Annotated in this window: 18 protein-coding genes and 2 pseudogenes; 6 read left to right on the top strand and 14 right to left on the bottom strand. The window is 59.0% G+C overall.

What is annotated here, in order from left to right; all coding sequences use genetic code 11:
* Positions 1 to 230: 230 nt before the first annotated feature.
* The 4 genes from ACYZTX_RS28160 to ACYZTX_RS28145 all read right to left on the bottom strand — a co-directional run bounded on the left by ACYZTX_RS28160 (position 231) and on the right by ACYZTX_RS28145 (position 5,103).
* A complete protein-coding gene (locus ACYZTX_RS28160) occupies positions 231 to 1,436 on the bottom strand; it encodes an MFS transporter (protein WP_462036750.1) in 1,206 nt (401 codons plus the stop codon).
* The gene (locus ACYZTX_RS28155; protein ID WP_462036749.1) at positions 1,429 to 2,406 is read right to left on the bottom strand and encodes a diiron oxygenase; all 978 of its coding nucleotides are present in this window, start codon (positions 2,404 to 2,406) and stop codon (positions 1,429 to 1,431) included. The genes ACYZTX_RS28160 and ACYZTX_RS28155 overlap by 8 nt, the downstream gene beginning before the upstream one ends.
* Positions 2,403 to 3,482 (bottom strand): SagB family peptide dehydrogenase, encoded by a 1,080-nt coding sequence (locus ACYZTX_RS28150; RefSeq protein ID WP_462036748.1) that lies wholly within the window; start codon positions 3,480 to 3,482, stop codon positions 2,403 to 2,405. The genes ACYZTX_RS28155 and ACYZTX_RS28150 overlap by 4 nt, the downstream gene beginning before the upstream one ends.
* A gap of 424 nt (positions 3,483 to 3,906) precedes the next feature.
* Positions 3,907 to 5,103: a class I SAM-dependent rRNA methyltransferase gene (locus tag ACYZTX_RS28145; RefSeq protein ID WP_282381575.1), complete on the bottom strand. Its 1,197-nt coding sequence runs from the start codon at positions 5,101 to 5,103 to the stop codon at positions 3,907 to 3,909.
* Between the two features lie 232 nt (positions 5,104 to 5,335).
* Here ACYZTX_RS28145 and ACYZTX_RS28140 point away from each other — a divergent pair, with 232 nt between their 5' ends.
* From ACYZTX_RS28140 to ACYZTX_RS28130, 3 genes are read left to right on the top strand one after another with little or no spacing between them, the layout of a single operon-like run.
* The gene (locus ACYZTX_RS28140) at positions 5,336 to 6,151 is read left to right on the top strand and encodes an HDOD domain-containing protein (protein ID WP_462037124.1); all 816 of its coding nucleotides are present in this window, start codon (positions 5,336 to 5,338) and stop codon (positions 6,149 to 6,151) included.
* 28 nt (positions 6,152 to 6,179) lie between these two features.
* Positions 6,180 to 6,992 (top strand): bifunctional DNA-formamidopyrimidine glycosylase/DNA-(apurinic or apyrimidinic site) lyase, encoded by an 813-nt coding sequence (mutM, locus tag ACYZTX_RS28135; RefSeq protein ID WP_462036747.1) that lies wholly within the window; start codon positions 6,180 to 6,182, stop codon positions 6,990 to 6,992.
* A 52-nt stretch (positions 6,993 to 7,044) separates the two neighbouring features.
* Positions 7,045 to 7,368, top strand: a complete 324-nt coding sequence (locus tag ACYZTX_RS28130; RefSeq protein ID WP_462036746.1) for a multidrug transporter — start codon at positions 7,045 to 7,047, stop codon at positions 7,366 to 7,368.
* Between the two features lie 89 nt (positions 7,369 to 7,457).
* On the opposite strand, the gene ACYZTX_RS28125 is transcribed toward ACYZTX_RS28130, so the two are convergent.
* The 5 genes from ACYZTX_RS28125 to ACYZTX_RS28105 form a co-directional block, all read right to left on the bottom strand.
* Positions 7,458 to 7,709, bottom strand: coding sequence for a YfhL family 4Fe-4S dicluster ferredoxin (locus ACYZTX_RS28125; RefSeq protein WP_458508730.1), 252 nt, complete (start codon positions 7,707 to 7,709; stop codon positions 7,458 to 7,460).
* 102 nt (positions 7,710 to 7,811) lie between these two features.
* A complete protein-coding gene (gene coaD / locus ACYZTX_RS28120) occupies positions 7,812 to 8,291 on the bottom strand; it encodes a pantetheine-phosphate adenylyltransferase (protein ID WP_008150570.1) in 480 nt (159 codons plus the stop codon).
* A 115-nt stretch (positions 8,292 to 8,406) separates the two neighbouring features.
* Positions 8,407 to 10,002, bottom strand: a complete 1,596-nt coding sequence (locus tag ACYZTX_RS28115; RefSeq protein WP_462036745.1) for a GMC family oxidoreductase — start codon at positions 10,000 to 10,002, stop codon at positions 8,407 to 8,409.
* A 136-nt stretch (positions 10,003 to 10,138) separates the two neighbouring features.
* A complete protein-coding gene (locus tag ACYZTX_RS28110; RefSeq protein ID WP_462036744.1) occupies positions 10,139 to 10,684 on the bottom strand; it encodes a twin-arginine translocation pathway signal protein in 546 nt (181 codons plus the stop codon).
* A gap of 28 nt (positions 10,685 to 10,712) precedes the next feature.
* Complete coding sequence (locus ACYZTX_RS28105; RefSeq protein ID WP_462036743.1) at positions 10,713 to 12,143, bottom strand: coniferyl aldehyde dehydrogenase; 1,431 nt, start codon at positions 12,141 to 12,143, stop codon at positions 10,713 to 10,715.
* Between the two features lie 147 nt (positions 12,144 to 12,290).
* Here ACYZTX_RS28105 and ACYZTX_RS28100 point away from each other — a divergent pair, with 147 nt between their 5' ends.
* Together ACYZTX_RS28100 and ACYZTX_RS28095 are read left to right on the top strand one after the other, a co-directional pair.
* Positions 12,291 to 12,962 carry a TetR/AcrR family transcriptional regulator gene (locus tag ACYZTX_RS28100; RefSeq protein ID WP_462036741.1) on the top strand — a complete coding sequence of 224 codons (672 nt, stop codon included), beginning with the start codon at positions 12,291 to 12,293 and terminating at the stop codon, positions 12,960 to 12,962.
* Between the two features lie 33 nt (positions 12,963 to 12,995).
* Positions 12,996 to 13,850, top strand: a complete 855-nt coding sequence (locus tag ACYZTX_RS28095; protein ID WP_462036740.1) for a sulfurtransferase — start codon at positions 12,996 to 12,998, stop codon at positions 13,848 to 13,850.
* Between the two features lie 136 nt (positions 13,851 to 13,986).
* On the opposite strand, the pseudogene ACYZTX_RS28090 reads toward ACYZTX_RS28095, so the two are convergent.
* A pseudogene (locus ACYZTX_RS28090) lies at positions 13,987 to 14,580 on the bottom strand (YheT family hydrolase); the annotation flags it as partial.
* Positions 14,581 to 14,666: 86 nt separating this feature from the next.
* Here ACYZTX_RS28090 and ltrA point away from each other — a divergent pair.
* A complete protein-coding gene (ltrA, locus tag ACYZTX_RS28085) occupies positions 14,667 to 16,433 on the top strand; it encodes a group II intron reverse transcriptase/maturase (RefSeq protein WP_462032462.1) in 1,767 nt (588 codons plus the stop codon).
* 45 nt (positions 16,434 to 16,478) lie between these two features.
* Here ltrA and ACYZTX_RS28080 read toward each other — a convergent pair.
* From ACYZTX_RS28080 to ACYZTX_RS28065, 4 genes and pseudogenes are all read right to left on the bottom strand, one after another.
* Positions 16,479 to 16,895 (bottom strand): annotated as a pseudogene (locus ACYZTX_RS28080) (YheT family hydrolase); the annotation flags it as partial.
* 63 nt (positions 16,896 to 16,958) lie between these two features.
* Entirely contained in the window at positions 16,959 to 17,570 is a 612-nt protein-coding gene (rsmD, locus tag ACYZTX_RS28075; RefSeq protein WP_282383173.1) for a 16S rRNA (guanine(966)-N(2))-methyltransferase RsmD, read from the bottom strand.
* Complete coding sequence (locus ACYZTX_RS28070) at positions 17,570 to 19,060, bottom strand: M16 family metallopeptidase (RefSeq protein WP_462036739.1); 1,491 nt, start codon at positions 19,058 to 19,060, stop codon at positions 17,570 to 17,572. The genes rsmD and ACYZTX_RS28070 overlap by 1 nt, the downstream gene beginning before the upstream one ends.
* A complete protein-coding gene (locus tag ACYZTX_RS28065; RefSeq protein ID WP_462036738.1) occupies positions 19,053 to 20,408 on the bottom strand; it encodes a M16 family metallopeptidase in 1,356 nt (451 codons plus the stop codon). Before ACYZTX_RS28065 ends, ACYZTX_RS28070 begins: the two co-directional genes overlap by 8 nt.
* Between the last annotated feature and the right edge of the window lie 340 nt (positions 20,409 to 20,748).

Here is a 20,748-nt window from a genome sequence, read left to right as displayed (position 1 = left end):
CAAAAGGGAAGTGAGCTTCTATTGACGTCTGGAACACTCAGAAATGGCCGTGTGTCCGGAAGTTGCCGATAACTTTGCGGGATCGCCGCGCGCTTCAGCTTGAGCTCATAAACCCGCCGGGGGATGACTGGCGATGAATGTCGCGATTCTACACGGCTGGCGTCAGGAGGGAATGCCGGGAAGTGTTGATCCGGTACTGACAGAGCATGCGGGATGACGATCGGCAGGTATCACCCGCTACTCAGCGCCTGATGCCGACGTGTGATCAGCGCATTAAGGGAAACACCGGTGGTGCTCAGTATGAGGAAACTCACTGCCAGGGTCGCTTGCAGATGGGTTCCACTCAGGTTGATCAGGGCGCTGGTCAGCCCGCCGAAGATGAAGACCAGCGTGTTCCCGGCCGACGCCGACGTGCCGGCCATATCCGGGAACACCTCCATCGCCTTGGAGGTGGCGACAGGGCGCGCGATGGTGGTGCCGGCGGTGCAGATGATCATCGGAATCAGCACCGTCAGGGTTGAAAGTCCCAGCAGGTTTGAGAGCAAGAGCATCACCAGTCCCGAAATGAAGATCAGGCCCAGGCCGACGACTATCTGTCTATCGGCCGTGATCCGTCCGGCGAGGACTCGAGCGACAATGCCACCGATGATGTAGGCCGCGCCGTACAGCAGCAGTGTCAGGGAAAACTCGTACGCCGAAAGCTGCAACTGCTCCATGAAGATCAGTGGCGAGATGACAATGAAGGAAAAGTGGCAGGTGAATGCAATCGCGGCGATCAGCCAATAGCCGAGGAAACCGGTGTCGCGACAGACGCGTCGGTATGACTGAAGAATGCTTTGGCGGGGGGCTGTGGTGATGTGCCGGTTTTCAAGAAAAAAACAGGCCTTCAGGAACACGGCGGCGGCCAGGGCGATAAAGACAATGAAACTCCCGGGCCAATCCAGTGCCTGTTGCAGCAGGGTGCCCACCAGTGGCGAAACGGAAATGAAGATCCCGCTGGCGGTGACCATTAGAATCCGCAGCTGATCCCGTTCCTTGCCGTCGAACAGGTCCTGTATCAGCGCCTGTGAGAGCACAAAGCAACCGCAGCCGACGGCCTGCAGCACCCGGAACATCAGGAACCAGGCGTATTCGGTGGATAGCACACAACCTGCCGAACCGATGATCGAGACCGCCATTCCCGCCAGCAGCAGGCTTTTACGCCCGATGACATCCGAGAGCGGCCCGACCAATAGTTGGGACAGGGAGATTCCGATGGCGAACAGGCTGATGGAAAACGCAATGTTGCCTGGTGTGGTCCGGAAGTGATCGGCCAGCGCCGGGAACGATGGCAGCAGAACATCGAGAGGGAAGACCCCGAGCATCACCATGGTCATCAGCAATATGATCGCAGCCCGGCGGTTTTTGATACTGACTGCGGATTTTTCTTCATCCATCGACAAGTCCTGCCTTTGCCAAGAGCTGCTGGTTGGAAGGCAGGTCGAAAAAACCTGCCTTTTCCATTGCCTGAAACGTCGCGCCTGCACCCGATCGGGTGCGCTGAAGGCAGGCATGCGGGCCTGTCAGGGCACTGAGGATTTCTGCGACGCAGTTCTCGCCGAGGCCCACACTGTTCAGGCTTTCCTTTAGCCATCGCTCATCGACCTCAAAGAACATCGGGATGACGTCTAACAGCAACTTCGCGGCGAACGTGCGTTGGCTGCCGTTCAGGGTCAGCCACAGATAATGGAACACTTCGGAAAAATAGCGACTGTGCCGGGCCTCGTCGGTGAGGTGGTCCCTGAGCATTTCCAGGACGCTGGAGACCAGCACGTTGCGGCAAACCTCGAGCAGTTCCCTGGCGATGATTGTCTCGGACACGAAGCCGACGAGAAACCAGGCCAGCGCCTTATGCCTGTCGGGGGCGTGGTCGATCAGTGCGTTCAGTCGGGTAATGCGGTGCGGCATCACTGGGCGTTGGGTCATGCCGTAGAGGTCGGCTATCTGTTCGGCGAGACTATTGGAGAACAGGGCGTGATAACCCTCATCGGTATAGAGCTGGAGGGCGGCCGTTTTCATTCGTCGGGGGATGGACGCACCGAGCTCATCATGGACGATGGTTTCCACCGAGCGGTTGACGATCCGATGTTCGAGTCGGGTGGTGTAGTCGAGGAAATACACCAGATGGTTGGCCGATAATCGATGGACGATCGAGCTACCTGCTGCTTCGATTGCCGGGTGATTCAGGTAGGGCAGGAAGGCCGGCGGGAACCAGTGTCGTGTTTCCAGTTGCCGTTCCAGATCTGATGGCAATTGATAGGTGTGCTCGCTGGTTCGTACCGAGGCTCGGGTGTTCCAGTCGCCGAGGGTGAAACGCTGGGCCCAGGCGTCGGGAAGGGACAGGTCGTCTGTGCGGGGCTCGGTCATTGGTGTGAGCCTCGGCTGGCCAGCAGCGCTTTCAATTCTTTGCACATCACTTGTCCGTCACTCTGGCCACAGCCAACAAAAAACAACGGTTGTTCGGCGCTGTCCTCGATCCCCAGCAACGTTTCGACCTGATCGTCCGCCAACGCACCGGTCAGCCATGTGCTTAACCCAAGTGCGGTAGCCACCAGTTGAAAGGTCTGGGAAATATGGCCTGCCTCGACGTAAGCCATTCGGTACGCCCGCGAGTGTTCATATTTCCACCACAGTTTGTCGAAGCGGGCGGTGATGAACAGGCCGACTGGAAGGTTGTTGATGAAATGCTGCCCACACAACAACTGGCCCAAGGGCGAGTCAGGCAACGGATTGACGAAACTCAACGCATGTTCGGTGGGGTGGTAAGCGTAGAGCCCAGGATTCAGGCCGCTGACGTTTTGAACATGAAGAAAGCCTTCGCAGGCATTCAGCCCGCCACCGGATGGACTGCTACGTCGGGCGCCGAGACCTTCTGCGATGGTTTCGTCGATATCGTTTTCGCGCTCACGCAGATAGCCTAGGGCCAAATACAGAAGAGTACTCACATCGTCGAGAGAGACCCCTTCACCCGTGAAAGAGCGACAGGTCTTTCGCTCGATCAGCGTCTTTGCAAGGGCGCTTTCCGGCAGGCAGGAAGATTGGGGCAGGAAAATCCGTTCGCTTGTCGGGCGCTCGTTGAGTCTGGCCTCTGGGGCAGGTGTGGCCAATACTTCGGCGCAATGGTCCAGATAGTGTCTCGACCATTCATTAATATCTTGGGGGACATATTCACAAGGGATGTTCTTGGTGCCGATATGAAATATCTTCGACAGTTCATCCCAGCCCCACTCAATGGAGTCTTGTATCAAAGGGGTCAGTATTCCTGCGCTTAGAAACTGATTATCTATTGTGTTGTTTTTGTCAAACTTTTCGGGGTTGTCGATAAGGTGTGCGAGACGGGTTGAATATTCAAGATTCAATTCGAATTGTTTGTGGTTCTTGTAATCCCAGACTATTTGGCCCGGCGAGCGAGGAAGTATGAATATATAAGGGTTGATCTGCATGTTCGGCGACTCACTCTGCTCCGTGCTATAGAAAAACGCTGGGTAGCCGGCACTCCCCAGCGTCTTATTTACTTAGCGGGCTTTTGGCGCAACCAGAAAGGCCAGGTTAGCGATGCTGTTTGCTTCCAGAGTAATTGCTTTCATGTTTTGAACTCCTTGTAAGTGATAGTGAGTGTCACTCCGTTGTGACAACTTAATCATAGTTTGTAATGAGTTCTTATCAAGGGGATATTGGGTAGGAATGATCTAGTAATTTTGTCGGATCAATCTTGGGGGTGGATGAATTTTGTAAGTTCTGTCCGCTAAAATAAAAGACAGCGCGAAACGTCCTGCAAGTCAGTGAGACTGCGGAGTAGGAAATTGGAGGATTCAATAACAGATAGTAGAACGGGGAGCCGGTTGGCCCCCCGTCAAACCGGCGTAATCAGCTGTTTGGCAGCAGACGGCAGGTGATGCTCTTGATGTAGCGGGTTTCGGCGATGGCTGGGTGAACCGGGTGATCCGGGCCCTGACCGCCGCGCTCCAGGATCTGGATGTTGCGGTCCAGGTGACGGGCGCTGGTCAGCAGGATGTTCTGCAGGTCATCTTCCGGCAGGTGCATCGAGCACGAAGCGCTGACCAGGATGCCGTCCTTGCTGAGCAGGCGCATGGCTTGCTCGTTCAGGCGACGGTAGGCGCCTTCACCGTTCTTCATGTCTTTCTTGCGTTTGATGAAGGCCGGCGGGTCGGCAACGATCACGTCGAAGCGTTCTTCGCTGGCTTTCAGCTCTTTCAGGGCTTCGAACACGTCGCCTTCGATGCAGGTCATTTTGTCGGCAAAACCGTTCAGCGCGGCGTTGCGCTCGACGCCGTCGAGGGCGAAGGCCGAAGCATCGACGCAAAACACTTCACTGGCGCCGAAAGCAGCCGCTTGTACGCCCCAGCCACCGATGTAGCTGTACAAGTCCAGCACGCGCTTGCCTTTGGCATAAGGTGCCAGACGCGCGCGATTCATGCGGTGGTCGTAGAACCAGCCGGTTTTTTGTCCCTGGATGACGGGTGCTTCGAATTTCACGCCGTTTTCTTCCAGCGCGACCCACTCCGGCACCAGGCCGAACACGGTTTCGACGTAGCGATTGAGGCCTTCGGCATCACGCGCGGCAGAGTCGTTCTTGAACAGAATGCCGCTTGGCTTGAGCACTTGGGTCAGCGCCGCGATCACGTCTTCTTTATGAGCTTCCATGGTTGCCGAGGCGATCTGTACCACCAGAATGTCGCCGAAACGGTCAACCACCAGGCCTGGCAACAGGTCGGAGTCACCGTAGACCAGGCGATAGAACGGCTTGTCGAACAGACGATCGCGCAGGGACAGGGCAACGTTCAGGCGATGCACCAGCAGCGACTTGTCCAGCGGCAACTTGATGTCGCGCGACAGCAGGCGGGCGCAAATCAGGTTGTTCGGGCTCATGGCAACGATGCCCAGTGGCTTGCCGCCGGCAGCTTCGAGGATCGCCTGGTCGCCGGCCTTGAAGCCGTGCAAAGGAGTAGCGGCTACATCGATTTCGTTGCTATAGACCCACAAATGGCCATTTCGCAGGCGACGGTCGGCGTTGGCTTTGAGGCGCAGGCTAGGCAGGGACATGACGTCGCTCCGGAAAAAAGAGCGGGAGTATAGCGTGTTGCGCAAGGCCACGGTTTGGCGGATGGACATGCGGTGAGGAACGCCGGGCTTTGATGAAACTTCAGGCGATGCACCGGCCAAGGTGTCGGATCCAACTTTATAAGGGTTAGAATTGCCGCCTGTCCCAGAGTGTGTACTTATGTCCCAAGAGCTGACTTCCGAACAGATTCAACAATCCCTGCAAGGCATCAGCGTGCCGGCCCAGCCGCAGATCATGGTGGATTTGCAGATGGAACAGTACATGCCTGATCCGGACCTGGAGGTGATCGCGAAGCTGATCTCCCAGGACCCGGGCCTCTCTGGCGCCTTGTTGAAAATCGTCAACTCGCCATATTACGGCTTGAGCAACAAGATCGCCTCGATTCAGCGTGCGGTGAACCTGCTGGGCAGCCGCTCGATCATCAACCTGATCAACGCTCAGTCGATCAAGGGCGAGATGAACGACGACACCATCGTCACCTTGAATCGTTTCTGGGACACCGCTCAGGACGTGGCGATGACCTGCCTGACCCTGGCCAAGCGCATCGGCGCCCAGGCAGGCGATGAAGCGTACGCTTTGGGTCTGTTCCATGACTGCGGCGTGCCACTGATGCTCCAGCGTTTTCCCAACTACATGACCGTTCTGGAAGAGGCCTATGCCAGTGCCAGCGCTGAATGCCGGGTGGTGGACACTGAGAATCGGGTGTTCAATACCAATCACGCGGTGGTGGGTTATTACACCGCGAAATCCTGGCGCCTGCCGGAGCATGTCACCGCCGCCATCGCCAATCACCACAATGCGTTGGCGATCTTCAGCGATGAGTCGTCGCGCAATAGCCAGCTGAAAAATCTGCTGGCGATCCTGAAGATGGCCGAGCACATTTGTGCGTCCTATCGAGTGCTGGGCAATCAGACCGAGGATCATGAGTGGAACAGCATCGGGTCTTTGATTCTCGATTATGTCGGCCTCTCGGACTACGACTTCGAGACCCTCAAACAAACGATTCGCGACCTTGGCACTCACCGCTGAGCGTTGCACAGCCTGATTCGAGAGCACCATGCCGGAACTGCCTGAAGTCGAAACCACCCGCCGCGGAATTGCGCCGCACCTTGAAGGCCAGCGCGTCAGCCGGGTGATCGTGCGGGACCGCCGCTTGCGCTGGCCGATTCCCGAGGACCTGGATGTGCGGCTGTCCGGCCAACGCATCGTGCTGGTGGAAAGACGCGCGAAGTACCTGCTGATCAATGCCGAAGTCGGCACGCTGATCAGCCATTTGGGCATGTCGGGAAATCTGCGTCTGGTGGAAGTCGGCACGCCGGTGGCCAAGCATGAGCATGTGGACATCGAGCTGGAATCCGGCCTGGCCTTGCGTTACACCGACCCGCGACGGTTTGGCGCGATGCTCTGGAGCCTCGACCCGCTCAACCACGCATTGTTGATTCGCCTGGGGCCGGAGCCGTTGACTGACCTGTTCGACGGTGAGCGCTTGTTCCAGCAGTCCCGCGGACGATCCATGGCGGTCAAACCGTTCATCATGGACAACGCGGTGGTGGTCGGCGTGGGTAATATCTACGCAACCGAAGCGTTGTTCGCGGCAGGTATCGACCCGCGTCGTGAGGCCAAGAGCATCTCTCGGGGGCGTTATCTGAAATTGGCGATCGAGATCAAACGCATCCTGGCTGCCGCTATCGAACGCGGCGGCACCACGCTGCGGGACTTTATCGGCGGTGACGGTCAGCCGGGTTATTTTCAGCAGGAACTGTTCGTGTATGGCCGCGGCAGTGAGCCTTGCAAGGTCTGCGGGACGGAGCTGCGGGACGTGAAACTCGGGCAGCGCGCCAGCGTCTTTTGCCCACGCTGTCAGAGCTGATACCTCATTCGGTCTATAGTCAGTGCTCACTGCCTAGCCGAAGGACCGTGTCATGAACCTGTTTCGAACCCTTGTCGTCGCGTTGCTGCTGAGTGTCGGCGCGCCAGTGCTGGCGGCAAACACCGGCAGCGGCGACCCGCGTTACACCATCCAGAATCCCCCGGCGTACGCCATGCTTGGCGATTTGCTGATCGCCCGACCCTTGCTGGTCGTGGCAACAGTGATCGGTGCAGGGGCGTTTGTGGTGTCGTTACCGTTTACCGCGTTGGGTGGCGGCATCGGCGATGCGGGGCAGGCGTTGGTGGTCGACCCGGCGAAAGCGGCGTTCGTGCGGTGTCTGGGGTGTATCGGGGAGGGGTTTGAGCAGCGGGAGTGAATCAAGATCAACAGATCGCAGGCTTCGCCAGCTCCTGCAGGGGGAATGCGATTCCATGTAGGAGCTGCCGCAGGCTGCGATCTGGGCCCTCAAGCCTTACCGGTAATGATCCGGTACTTCACCATCAACTGCTCTTCAGTCTCCGGATGCGCTTCGTCCAGCGGGATGCAATCCACCGGGCAGACCTGTTGGCACTGAGGTTCGTCGTAGTGGCCCACACACTGTGTGCACAGGTTCGGGTCGATCACGTAGATCTCTTCGCCTTGAGAAATGGCGGCGTTCGGACACTCGGGTTCGCAGACGTCGCAGTTGATGCAATCGTCGGTGATGATCAGGGACATGCTAACTCCAGCCAGGGCGGAAGGCCCGGGCGCAATAAACCAATGCGCACAATTGTGCCGCATTGGCGCCCGCAGTGCACGCGGGCGCCGCTTGAGCGGTTGTTACTTCTTGAAGCGCTCGTTCAGGGCGTCCGCCACTGCAGGGTGGACGAACTTGGTGATATCGCCGCCCAAGGCTGCGATTTCACGCACCAGCGTCGAGGAAATATACGAATAACGCTCGGACGGAGTAAGAAACAGACTTTCCACATCCGGCGCCAGCTGACGGTTCATGTTGGCCAGCTGGAATTCGTATTCGAAGTCCGACACCGCACGCAAACCACGCAGGAACACGTTGGCGTTCTTCTCTTTGGCGAAGTGCGCCAGCAGCGTCGAGAAGCCGACGACTTCAACGTTGGGTAGATGTTTAGTGACCTCGCGGGCCAGCGCCACACGCTGTTCCAGGGGAAACAACGGGTTTTTCTTCGGGCTGGCGGCGACGGCGATGATCACATGATCGAACAGGCGCGCGGCGCGTTCGACCAGATCGCCATGGCCCTTGGTAATAGGGTCGAAGGTACCTGGGTACAACACTCGGTTCATCGCGTCGTCCTGGCGGGAGTCCGTTGGGGAGTCGGATGGTATCGCAGCCTTCCCGGTCGGCCAAGTCGCCTTTTGGGTAAGAAAGCACTATAGACGATTGGAATATTCTCCATTTTCACGGGTTTTTCAAACGTTCGGCCAAAGAAGTTGCCAACTGCGCTGTCAGCCCGTAGACCGACAATTGCGGGTTTGCGCCAATGCTGGTGGGGAACAGCGAACCGTCATGAATCGACAGGTTGCTTATCTGATGATGGCGGCCGAGGCTGTCGGTCACGGCGTTTTTCGGCTCTTCGCCCATCGCACAACCGCCCATCACATGGGCACTGCCAAGGCGTGTGCGGTACAGCTCCAGGCTCAAGCCGTCGATCAGCGTGCGCGCTTCGGCGAGGGTTTTCACGTAGCGAGCGTCGGCGTGCATGGGCATCACTGCATTGGCACCCCCAGCGAACTGGATCTCGGCCATGCTTTGGAACGCCCGGCGCAACCCGTCCCAGGCGTAGGGTGAAACCTGATAGTCGAGAACCGGCGTGCCGTCACCGCGCAACTCGACGCTACCGCCCGGGCTGTCAGGGTGGAAACCGTCTCGCAGCAACGCCAACATAGCGTGGGTATGGGGCAGGTTTTCCATGTGCCGGGCGTTTTCCTTACCGAATCCACCGAGCAGCGTGCTCGCCAGCGCCGGGTGCAGCGGCGGTACTTCGAGTTTGTAAGACATTTTTCCGGTGGTGCCGTCCTGCCATTGGAAATGGTCGGAATAGATCGACTGTGGCGCGCCATAGAACGGGTTGATCACCTCGTCGAACAGCCCGGCCGACATGTTCACCAGGTGGAGAAAAGTCCTTTTACCCAGCCGCTTGTGAGGATCGGGCGCCTCGGAGCGCATGAGCAGCGCCGGGCTGTTGATCCCGCCGCCAGCCAGCACGTAATGCCGGGCCTTGACCGTGATTGTCCTGCCCATGGGCGCGACGCAACGGTCGTCCATCGCTACGCATTGCAAGCCCGTGACCTTGTCGCCGCTGATCAAGAGCTTTTCGGCGCGAGCCAGATAGAGCAGCTCACCGCCTTTTTCCAGGGTCGCCGGAATGGTCGTAACCAGCATCGATTGCTTGGCGTTGGTCGGGCAGCCCATGCCGCAGTACCCGAGGTTCCAGCAGCCACGCACGTTGCGCGGGATCACATGCCAGGCGTAGCCGAGTTTTTCGCAGCCTTTGCGGATCACGTCGTTGTTGGGGTTGGGGGGGATCATCCAGGGAGCGACGCCCAGGCGTTGTTCCATCTTCTCGAACCACGGCGCCATCTCGGCCGGCGTGTGGCCTTTGACGTCGTGTTCTTTGGCCCAGTGGTCGAGGGTCGGGTCCGGCGTGCGAAAGCTTGAGGTCCAGTTGATCAGCGTGGTGCCGCCCACCGCCCGACCCTGGAGGATGGTGATCGCGCCGTCCTTGCTCATGCGGCCGATACCTTCCTGATAGAGGTTTGTGTAGGCCTGGTCTTCGAGCAGCTTGAAGTCGCTGCTGGTCTTGAGCGGGCCTTCCTCGATCAGCAACACCTTGTAGCCCGCGGCGCTGAGAATTTCGGCGGTGGTACCGCCGCCAGCGCCGCTGCCGATGATCGCCACGTCCGCTTCGAGGGTCAGGTCCTGGGTCAGTTGCGAACCGTTATAGGTTTTCCAGCCACGGGCCAGGCCTTCGCGGAACGGATCGGGTACGGGCATCTTCAGGTTCTCTTGTTGTTATGTTTTGGATCGGCGGTGTTCATGAGATCGCCTTCGCGAGCAGGCTCGCTCCCACAAAGGGTTACGCGATCCCCTGTGGGAGCGAGCCTGCTCGCGAAAGAGGCGACACGGTTTTTCAGACGGTTGGCGGCCCGGGATACCCGCAATGCGCCCACGACTCCGCCCGGCTGTACCACGCCATCATCACCAATTGCTGCAGCGAGCTGTGCCCCATGCGCAGCAGGCTTAACGAACTGTTTTCCCAGCGGTCCAGAAAGTGCCGGATCTCATCGGCACTGGCGTTTTCCCAACTGCCCCAGATTCCGGTCAGCGGTCCGCGAGTCACGGCCATTCCCAGCACATCGAATAACTGCTGGGTCAGCTTGAGCATTTCCGGCGACAGGTGATTCAGGCTGTTATCCAGACAGTGCAGGGTGCCATCGACGGCCGCCGGCATTTTCTCGACGGCCACGCCGCCGTCGAGCATTACCGGAATCAGTGCCCGCAGAAACAGCAAGTCACCGCTGCGCAGAATCGCGAAACCACTGGCGGGAATGCTCGACGAGCAGCCGCTGAGGCTCGCTCCCAAACCGGCGGTGGCGAGAAAGGCGCTGGCGCCCAGGCTGAATTTAAGCAAGCCGCGCCGTGACAGCGCGGGTGTATCGGTCAGACTTGGGCTCATTATTGTTATTAACCGGTGGTGGTGATCGTTAGCGGATAAACAGCTTCTGAATCAGCTTCTGAATGGATTTGCCGTACGGCGGGTAGATCAATTTCGCCGCATTGAACCGCTGTTTGATCAGCACACCTTTGGCTTTGCTGAAGGTCAGGAAACCTTCGTGGCCATGGTAATGGCCCATGCCCGAGGCGCCGATACCGCCGAATGGCATGTCGTCCTGAGCGACGTGCAGCAGGGTGTCGTTCAGGCACACGCCGCCGGAATGGGTTTCGTGAAGCACGCGGTTTTGCTCACGCTTGTCGTAGCCGAAGTAATACAGGGCCAGCGGACGAGGTCGTTGATTGATGTAGGCAAAGGCTTGATCCAGATCCTTGTACGGAACGATCGGCAACAGCGGGCCGAAGATTTCGTCCTGCATCACCATCATGTCGTTGCTGACATTGAGCAGCAGGCTGTGGCTCATGCGGCGCCCCTGGCCCTGGTCGAACAGCGGAATCAGCAGCGCACCCTTGCTGGTGGCGTCGCTGATGTAGCCGTTGAGGCGGGCCAATTGTCGGTCATTGATGATCGCGGTGTAGTCCGGGTTGTCGGTCAGGGTCGGATAAAACCCGCGAACTGCCTGACGATAGGCCTCGACGAACGCACCGACGCGATCTTCCGGCACCAGGACGTAATCCGGGGCCACGCAGGTCTGCCCGGCGTTGAGCGTCTTGCCGAAGGCGATGCGTTCGGCGGCGTCCTTGAGTGGTACGTCGCGAGACACAATGGCCGGGGATTTGCCGCCGAGTTCGAGGGTCACCGGGGTCAGGTTCTCGGCTGCCGCACGCATCACGTGTTTGCCAACGCTGGTGGCGCCGGTGAACAGCAGGTGATCGAAACGCAGTTTAGAGAACGCTACACCGATATCGGCTTCGCCCAGCACCACGCAAACCAGGTCTTGCGGGAAGATTCGGCCCAGCAGTTCCTTGAGCAACAAACCGAAGACCGGGGTCGACTCACTGAGTTTGAGCATCACCCGATTGCCCGCTGACAACGCGCCTACCAATGGCCCGATGGCCAGATACAGTGGATAGTTCCACGGCACGATCACCCCGACCACACCCAAAGGTTGATAAACGACTTTGGCTGCCGCGGGTTGAAAAGCAATCCCGACCTTGCGCTTCGACGCCTTCATCCACCCTTTGAGGTGCTGATTGGCGTAGTGAATGCCATGCAGGCTGGGCATCAGTTCGGCGAGCAGGGTTTCATCGGCGCTGCGATGGCTGAAATCCTGGCTGATGGCATCGATCAGTGCCTGACGCTCATTGCTCAACAAATCTCGTAGGGCTTTCAGCCATTGCTGACGCTGGGCAGCGGGCGGCATCGGGTTGGCTGCATACGCCGCGCGTTGCGCGTCGAACAGCGTCTGGAGCTCCTCCAGGGGCTGCTGAAGGTTCTGCAAGTAGGCGATGTCAGCAGTCATGAATCGGCTCCGGTTTTATTGTAATAAAAGACCTTTTAGAGTCTATGCTCTAGAAAGTCAAATGACATCCTGGCGTAGCGTTGTTTTATCCAGTGCCCGTTAGGTCGTAAGATGCCCGTCAACGCACTCTGAATTAAAGCCCAAGCCATGGCCCCTCGGATCAAAACCAGCGAGCGCATCGTGCAGAACAGCCTGGAGCTGTTCAATCAGCAGGGTGAGCGCAGTATCAGCACCAACCACATTGCTGCCCACATGGAAATTTCCCCGGGCAACCTGTACTACCACTTTCCCAACAAGCAGGCGATCATCGCCGTGCTGTTCAGTGAGTACGAAAGCCTGGTGGACAGCTTCCTGCGCCCGCCCCAGGGCCGCGCTGCCACGGTTGACGACAAGCGCGTCTACCTCCAGGAGTTGCTGGCTGCCATGTGGCGCTACCGGTTTTTGCACCGCGATCTGGAGCACTTGCTTGACAGCGATCCGGAGCTGGCCGACCGTTATCGGCGTTTTTCCCAACGCTGCCTGATCCATGGCACGCACATCTACGCGGGCTTCGTCGAGGCCGGCATCCTGCAAATGGACAAGGTGCAGATTGAATCCCTGACGCTCAATGCCTGGATCATCCTGACGTCCTGGGTGCGTTTTCTGTGCACCACGCGTGAAAACTCCAATCACCTGAGCGAGCAGGCCATTAAACGTGGCGTGTATCAGGTGCTGGTGCTTGAGGCCGGTTTTGTCACGGATCAGTCTCGCGCCGCGGTGGATGCGCTGTTCGAGGAGTTTTACGTGCCGCTGGCCCAAGCCCTGGAAGAAGTGAAGTAGGATCAAACATCGCCAAAGTCACAGGAGCCCGTTATGCCCATTGCGCAACTGATCAGCCCACAAGCGTTGGACCTGAAAAAGGAACAGCCGGGGTTGGTGATTCTGGATTGTCGTTTTGCCCTCGAAGACCCGGATTACGGTCAACGCAGCTATGCCGAAGGGCATATCGCCGGGTCGAGCTTTGCCGATCTTGAGCGTGATTTGAGCGGGACTGTGGTCAAGGGTGTGACCGGGCGCCATCCGTTGCCTGAACCTGAAGACTTGATTGAACGCCTGCAAACCTGGGGCATCAACGCCGACAGCGATGTGGTTTTGTACGACGATGGTCCGGGTGCCTACGCGTCGCGGGCCTGGTGGTTGCTGGCCTGGCTGGGTAAACGTGACGGCGTGTTCATCCTCGATGGCGGGCTCAAGGCCTGGCACGCGGCCGGTTTGCCCCTGAGTCTTGATGCGCCGCAGATTGAGCGTGGCACCTTCACGGGGGCGGCGGACAACGCGCTGATCTTGAGCGCCGAACAGCTCCAGCAACGTCTCGGCCAGCCCGCGCTGACCCTGCTCGATGCTCGCGCCTTGCCGCGCTTCAAGGGCGAGGTAGAGCCAATCGACCCGATTGCCGGGCACATTCCCGGCGCGCAATGTGCGGCGTTCACTGACAACCTGGGCAGCGACGGGCGTTTTCTGCCAGCTGATCAGCTCAAGCAGCGTTTTGCCGACAAACTCGATAATCGTTCGCCGACCGATCTGGTGGCGTACTGCGGTTCTGGCGTGACGGCGTGCCACAACCTGTTTGCACTGTGTCTGGCCGGGTATCCGTTGGGGTCGTTGTATGCCGGGTCGTGGAGCGAATGGATCAACGATCCCGCGCATGGCATCGCCAAGGGCGAGTAAACACAGACCCAAATAATGTGGGAGCGAGCCTGCTCGCGAAAGCGGCGGGTCAGTCGACATTAATGTTGACTGTTACACCTATATCGCGAGCAGGCTCGCTCCCACACTTGAATTTGCGCTCTGATAAGCAAACCCATTACTCGCGACCTGCGGCGGTCAGCCACTGCGGAATGCGGCGTTCCAGGTAGTAACCCGGTTGCCTGAACGAGCCATCGACGAAGCCGACATGCCCACCCTTGGGTTGTAGTTCGAATTGAGTGCAGGCGGACAATTCCTCGGCTTGCGGCAGGCTATGAGGAAAGACAAACGGGTCATCGGCCGCTTGAATGATCAGGGTCGGCGTACGAATCTCGCCAAGGAAATAGCGACTCGAGGCACGGCGATAGTAATCCTCGGCGTCGGCAAAACCATTCAGCGGCGCCGTGACCCGGCCATCGAAATCCCAGAACGTGCGCATGTTTTCCAGTGAGCCCAGCGCAGCCAATGCCGCCAGTCCATCCTCGCGCCCGTCATGCTGGAACTGGCGCTGCTTATTCTTGATGTAGGCCAGCATCTCGCGCATGAAGTGCGCCTGATAGACCTTGGAGAAACCCTGGCCGATACGGTCGGCGCATTGATCGAGACGAAACGGTACCGACACCGCCACCGCACCGACCACGCCGCTGTCACTGCCGGATTCACCCAAGTGCTTGAGCAAGACATTGCCGCCCAGGGAATAACCGATCGCATAGTGCGCCAGTTAAAGCTGGCGGAGGATAGTCGATGAAAGTTCGATACTGGTAAGAAATGGCGAATCAACCAGACCCCGAGTCATGCATGTTGCACCGTGAGGTGCAGGGTGAAGCGTTGACAGGGGAAACCGATGGGCCAGCCATTGAGCCGCGTAATCAGGAATCCGGGATGCCGATGCTGTTATGCGAAGCAGAAGGCAATATGGAGCATGGCGTTATACGCCAGTCATGCTCTGATCCCGCGCGGTCGGAGACCCTGTGCACGTCGGGAAGTCCTTCGCACAGAAACTGGGAGATCTCAGCGATGCCCGGTGCGCAAGCACCGGGCGGAGTAGGAAAGGCCAAAAGCCGTAACCCTGCTGTCTACGTCGCTGAGAAGTCGGATACGTCCGTAGTACCTGAGAAGCCATCGAACAAGGGGCTTAGCCCTGCGGAGATGGTGGAGGAAAGGGACGTAGCCAAGGGAAACACCGACACGTCCCCCGCGCCCCGGACACAGAGCCAGATCAGTTGCGCGTCGATGGGACTTGAAGGTGTACGTGAAGCAGCCCGAAGGGATAAGGGCATGCAGTTCACGGCATTGCTGCACCACATCACACCGCAATTATTGGCGCAGAGCTTTTATGCGCTTCGCCGCGATGCGGCGGTGGGCGTGGACGGCATGTCGTGGCGAGAATATGAGGAAGGTCTTCTCCAGCGGGTAACCGATCTGCACGCAAGGCTCCACAGTGGAGCCTATCGAGCAACGCCGTCGCGGCGGGTCTACATTCCCAAAGCCGACGGCAGGCAGCGTCCGCTGGGCATTGCCTCTCTGGAGGACAAGATCGTACAGCAGGCAGTTGTCACTGTTCTGAATGCGATCTACGAAGAAGACTTTCTAGGTTTCTCGTATGGGTTTCGGCCGGGACGTAGTCAGCACGATGCGCTGGATGCGTTGACGGTCGCGCTGAAGGGCCAGAAGGTGAACTGGATATTGGATGCGGATATCACGTCGTTCTTTGATGAGATCGACCATGAATGGATGCTGATGTTTCTAGGACACCGGATTGCAGACCGGCGCCTGCTCGGACTGATCTGCAAATGGCTTCAAGCGGGTGTTATGGAGGATGGCCGTAGGGTGGCTGCGACCAAGGGGACTCCCCAAGGCGCAGTGATATCGCCGTTACTGGCGAATATCTATCTTCACTACGTGCTGGATCTATGGGCAAGGCAGTGGCGCCAGCGCCACGCCCGTGGCGATGTGATTGTCGTGCGTTACGCGGACGACAGTGTGGTGGGTTTCAGGACGCAATGGCAGGCTCAGCAGTTCTTGGAGCAATTGCGGGAACGGCTGGCCAGGTTCGGTTTATCGCTCAACGCTTCGAAGACACGGCTGATTGAGTTTGGTCGTTTTGCTGCAAGAAATCGTAGAAAGCGAGGTTTAGGTAAACCGGAGACATTTGACTTCCTGGGCTTCACGCACTGTTGTAGTACCAACAGAAGCGGTGGGTTTCAAATACTGCGACTGACGGTCAAGAAGCGAATGCGTGCAACGCTACTGGCTATCCGGGATGAGCTGAAACGCCGACGTCATGAGCCTGTTCGGGTCGTGGGTCAGTGGCTTAACCGGGTTGTCAGTGGGTACTTCAATTACCACGCAGTGCCGGGAAACCTGATACGTCTTGGCGGTTTTCGGTTGGCGGTATGCCGTCTATGGCGGCAAGCCCTCAAACGTCGCAGCCAGCGTCATCGGCTTCAATGGTCACGCTACGGACGCCTTGCCGACCTCTATATACCAAGACCCAGAAATGCACATCCTTATCCTGAGGATCGCTTTGCGTCACGTACCCAAGGCAGGAGCCGTATGCGGTAGTTCCGCACGTACGGATCTGTGCGGGGGGCGGCAGGTAACTGCCGTCCCTACCGCGACCAGTGGCGCCAGAGGGCGTTTGGTCCGCAGGTGTTTGATGGTTTCGGCCAGGTCTTCGCTGGCACCAGAGTGGTAGCTGCGCGGCAACAGATTCGGCTCGCCTGAGCAGCCGCGCCAGTTCAGCGCGACGCTGGCCCAGCCTTGGGCACCCAGTGCTTTCTGCACCCCGGCCACGTAAGGCGAATTGGAAGAACCGGTCAGGCCGTGCAACACCAGCACCAGTGGCGCATCGACGCTGTGAGGGCCGTGCCAGTCGAGATCGAGAAAGTCGCCATCCTCAAGCCACAGGCGTTCGCGTTGGCGCTCGATGTGCGTGGTTTTGCGCCACAGCGGTCCCCACAAGGTTTGCAAGTGCGGATTGCCGAGGCCGAAGGCGGGGGTGAAACGTTCTGGCGGATGGGGCACGTTTGTTTCCAATGCAGCGGTGCGAGCCTCGCTTGAGGCGCGCACCTTTTTCAGGCCGGTCGGTTAACCGGCGATCTCTGCCATACGTTGCCACAACGCGTAGTAAACCCGCCCGGATTTCTGCTCCCGGTGCAGGCGCCAGTTGCCTGGCAGACCGAGTATCGATGGCGCGTTTTCGCTTTCAGTGTAGATCCAGGCCTCGTTGGCCAGCCATTGACGCTCTTCGAGCAGCGTGCAGACGGTCGGCAACAGGTTCTGGTTGAACGGCGGGTCGAGGAACACCACGTCGTAAGCGGTCGCTGTCTGGGTTTCCAGGTAGCGCAAGGCATCGGCGGTCTGAATCTGGCCGGTGGTGCAGCGCAGCGTGCCCAGATGTTCCTTGATGCTGGCGACCGCGATGTTGCTGGCGTCCAGCGCCTGACCCATGGCCGCGCCACGGGACAAGGCTTCGAGGAACAACGCGCCACTGCCGGCGAACGGATCAAACACTTTGGCCCCGGCAACGTACGGCGCGAGCCAGTTGAACAGGGTTTCACGCACCCGGTCCGGGGTCGGACGCAGGCCCGGGGCATCCGGGAAGCTCAGCTTTCGGCTGCCCCATTCGCCGCCGATGATGCGCAGTTGGTTCACGCCGTTATGCACGTTGTGAACAGGTTTTTTAGGACGAGTGGCCATTAATGCTCCGGAACCCCGAGCGGTTGCTCGGCAGGTTTATCAGTAGGGGCCGGCAACGGCTTTTGCGGCACGGTCGGGCCAGCGCTGACGATGACCATTTTGTCCGTGCTCAAGTGTTTGTTCAGTGCGGTTTTGACCTGTTCGACCGTCAGGCTCTGGGACTCACGCATAAAGTCATCCAGATAGCTCAGCGGCAGGTTGTAGAAGCCCATGGCGCCGAGTTGGCCGACAATATCGGCGTTGCTGGCAGTGGACAGCGGGAAGCTGCCGGCCAGCTCACGCTTGGCATCGTCGAGTTCCTTCTCGGTCGGACCGGTTTTAAGGTAGTCGGCGAGCACGTCCTGCACCAGTTTCAGCGTGCCTTCGCTCATCTCTGCGCGGGTTTGCAGGTTGATCATGAACGGGCCGCGCGCCTGCATCGGGCTGAAACCCGAATACACGCCGTAAGCCAGGCCACGCTTCTCGCGCACTTCGCTCATCAACCGGGTGCCGAAACCACCGCCGCCCAGAATCTGGTTGCCCATGGACAGTGCCGCGTAGTCCGGATCGTCACGATCGATGCCCAGTTGCGCGAGCATCAGGTTGGTCTGCTTGGACGGGAACTCGATGTGGCCGATGCTGGCTTTCGGTTCTTCCGGTTGCGCGATTTTCGCCAGTTCAGGACCTTTTGGCAGCGTGCTGGAAACTTGCGAAGCAATCGCCTCCGCCTCGGCACGAGACAGGTCTCCCACCAGCGCAATCACCACGTTGCCAGCCGCATAGGCCTTCTCATGGAACGCGCGCAGTTGCGCCACGGTGATTGCCGGAACGGTTTTCGCCGTGCCGTCGCTGGAATGCGCATACGGGTGATCGCCGTACAGACGGTTCATCAGTTCCAGGCTCGCCAGTTTGCCGGGGTTCTGCTTCTGGTATTCGAAACCGGCGAGCATCTGGTTCTTGATGCGCGCAAAGGAGTCGGCAGGGAAGGTCGGTTTGCCGACGACTTCAGAGAACAACTTAAGGGCCGGTTCGCGTTTGTCCGCGGCGCTGAGGCTGCGCAGGGAAGCCAGTGCCATGTCTTTAAACGCGCCGTTGCCAAAGTCCGCGCCCAGGCCTTCGAAGCCCTGAGCGATGGCGCCAACGTCTTTGCCGGCTACACCTTCGTTGAGCATGGCGTTGGTCAGCACGGAGAGACCCGGTGCGTCGCCGTCCTGGCTGCTGCCGGCGGCGAAGATCAGGCGCATGTCGAACATCGGCAGCTCCCGGGCTTCAACGAACAGCACCTTGGCGCCTTCGGCGGTTTTCCAGGTCTGCACGTCCAGGGTGCGGTGGCTTGGCGCCTTGCCGTCGAGTTCTGCCAGCGATTGCAGCTTCTGGCTGGCCTTGGCCTTGTCGAGGGCTTCGCTGGCCTTGGATTCGTCGGTCTTCGAGAAGTAAAAAGCTGCAGACCCGATCAATGCGACAGCGATCAGGCCAATCAGGGCCAGGCGTGGTTTTTTACGCTCACTCATGAGTCGTCTCCTCTGGCAATACATGGGCGACGCTGAGACGTTCGCGGGTGAAGTACAGCTTGGCGGCTTTCTGGATGTCTTGCGGGGTCACGCTTTCCAGCTCGGCGAGTTCGGTGTCCATCAGCTTCCACGACAGGCCGACAGTTTCCAATTGGCCAATGGCGGTGGCCTGGCTGGTGATCGAGTCACGCTCGTAGACCAGACCGGCGATGACCTGTGCGCGGACGCGTTCCAGCTCTTCAGCGGACGGCGCGGTGGTTTTCAGCTGTTCAAGCAGCTTCCACAAACCGGCTTCGGCCTGGGCCATGGTTTTCTTTTTCTGGGTATTGGGCGTTGCCGACAAGGTGAACAGGCTGTCGCCACGGGTGTAGGCGTCGTAACTCGACGAACCGCCGGACACCAGCTCTTCGCCGCGCTCCAGTTGCGTCGGGATGCGTCCGCTGTAGCCGCCGTCGAGCAGGGCCGAGATCAGGCGCAAGGCGTTGACCGAGCGTTTGTCTTCGGCGGTGGCGATGCTAGGCACGTTGAAACCCAGCATCAGGCTTGGGAGTTGGGTTTGCACGTGCAGGGTGATCTGCCGCTCGCCGGGTTCGGCCAGTTCCAGCGGGATTTTCGCCGATGGCACATCACGTTTGGCGATCGGGCCAAAGTAGCGCTGGGCCAGGGTTTTGACCTCGTCCGGAGTCACATCGCCGACCACCACCAGCGTGGCGTTGTTCGGCACGTACCAGGATTGGTACCAGTGACGCAGCTCCTCGACTTTCATGCGGTCGAGGTCAGCCATCCAGCCGATGGTCGGCGTGTGGTAACCGCTGGCCGGGTAGGCCATGGCCTTGAAGCGTTCGTAGGCCTTGGACATCGGCTTGTCGTCAGTGCGCAAGCGACGTTCTTCTTTAATGACTTCGATCTCGCGGGCGAACTCGTCGGCCGGCAGACGCAGGCTGGCCATGCGGTCGGCTTCCAGCTCGAAGGCCACGCCCAGACGGTCACGGGCCAGCACCTGGTAATAAGCGGTGAAGTCATCGCTGGTGAACGCGTTCTCTTCGGCGCCGAGGTCGCGCAGGATCAGCGAAGCTTCGCCGGGGCCGACTTTTTCGCTGCCCTTGAACATCATGTGTTCCAGGGCGTGGGACAAACCGGTCTGGCCCGGGGTCTCGTAGCTTGAGCCGACCTTGTACCAGACTTGGGAAACCACCACCGGCGCACGATGGTCTTCGCGCACGACGACCTTCAGGCCGTTATCGAGGGTGAATTCGTGGGTGGGTTGTGGATCGGCAGCCAGGGCCGAGAGGGGCAGACAAACTGTGCTGAGCAGCAGGCCTGCAGCGCGGCGGGCTAAAGCATTCATTCGTTTTTAAACCTTTGGGGCTGCCCGCTTGGTCTTAGCGTCGGCGGGCGAGAGGGTGCTAGGATACTGATCCGTTTTACTGGCGGCCACGCCTATCAGGCCTATGATTGGTCAGCAGGTTGTTTGGGTTTACGGCTAAAGCTTTGAGTTTGTCAGCTAAACTCTGTGTTTTCGCCGACGATGCCGTTCCAGTCCTTCGTATTAGTCGACCTTTGAGGTGCTGTTTGCACCTCGACAAAATGTTGCGCGTGAACAAGCTGGGTCAATCGCAGTCTGTTCTGCATCGAATATTTATTTGCCGGGGCGCCCTTTGGCGCGTCGCTACCGTGAGATAGCCGTC

The sequence above is a fragment of the Pseudomonas sp. MDT1-17 genome, assembly GCF_054898105.1.
This window is presented reverse-complemented; position numbering and strand designations above follow the sequence as displayed.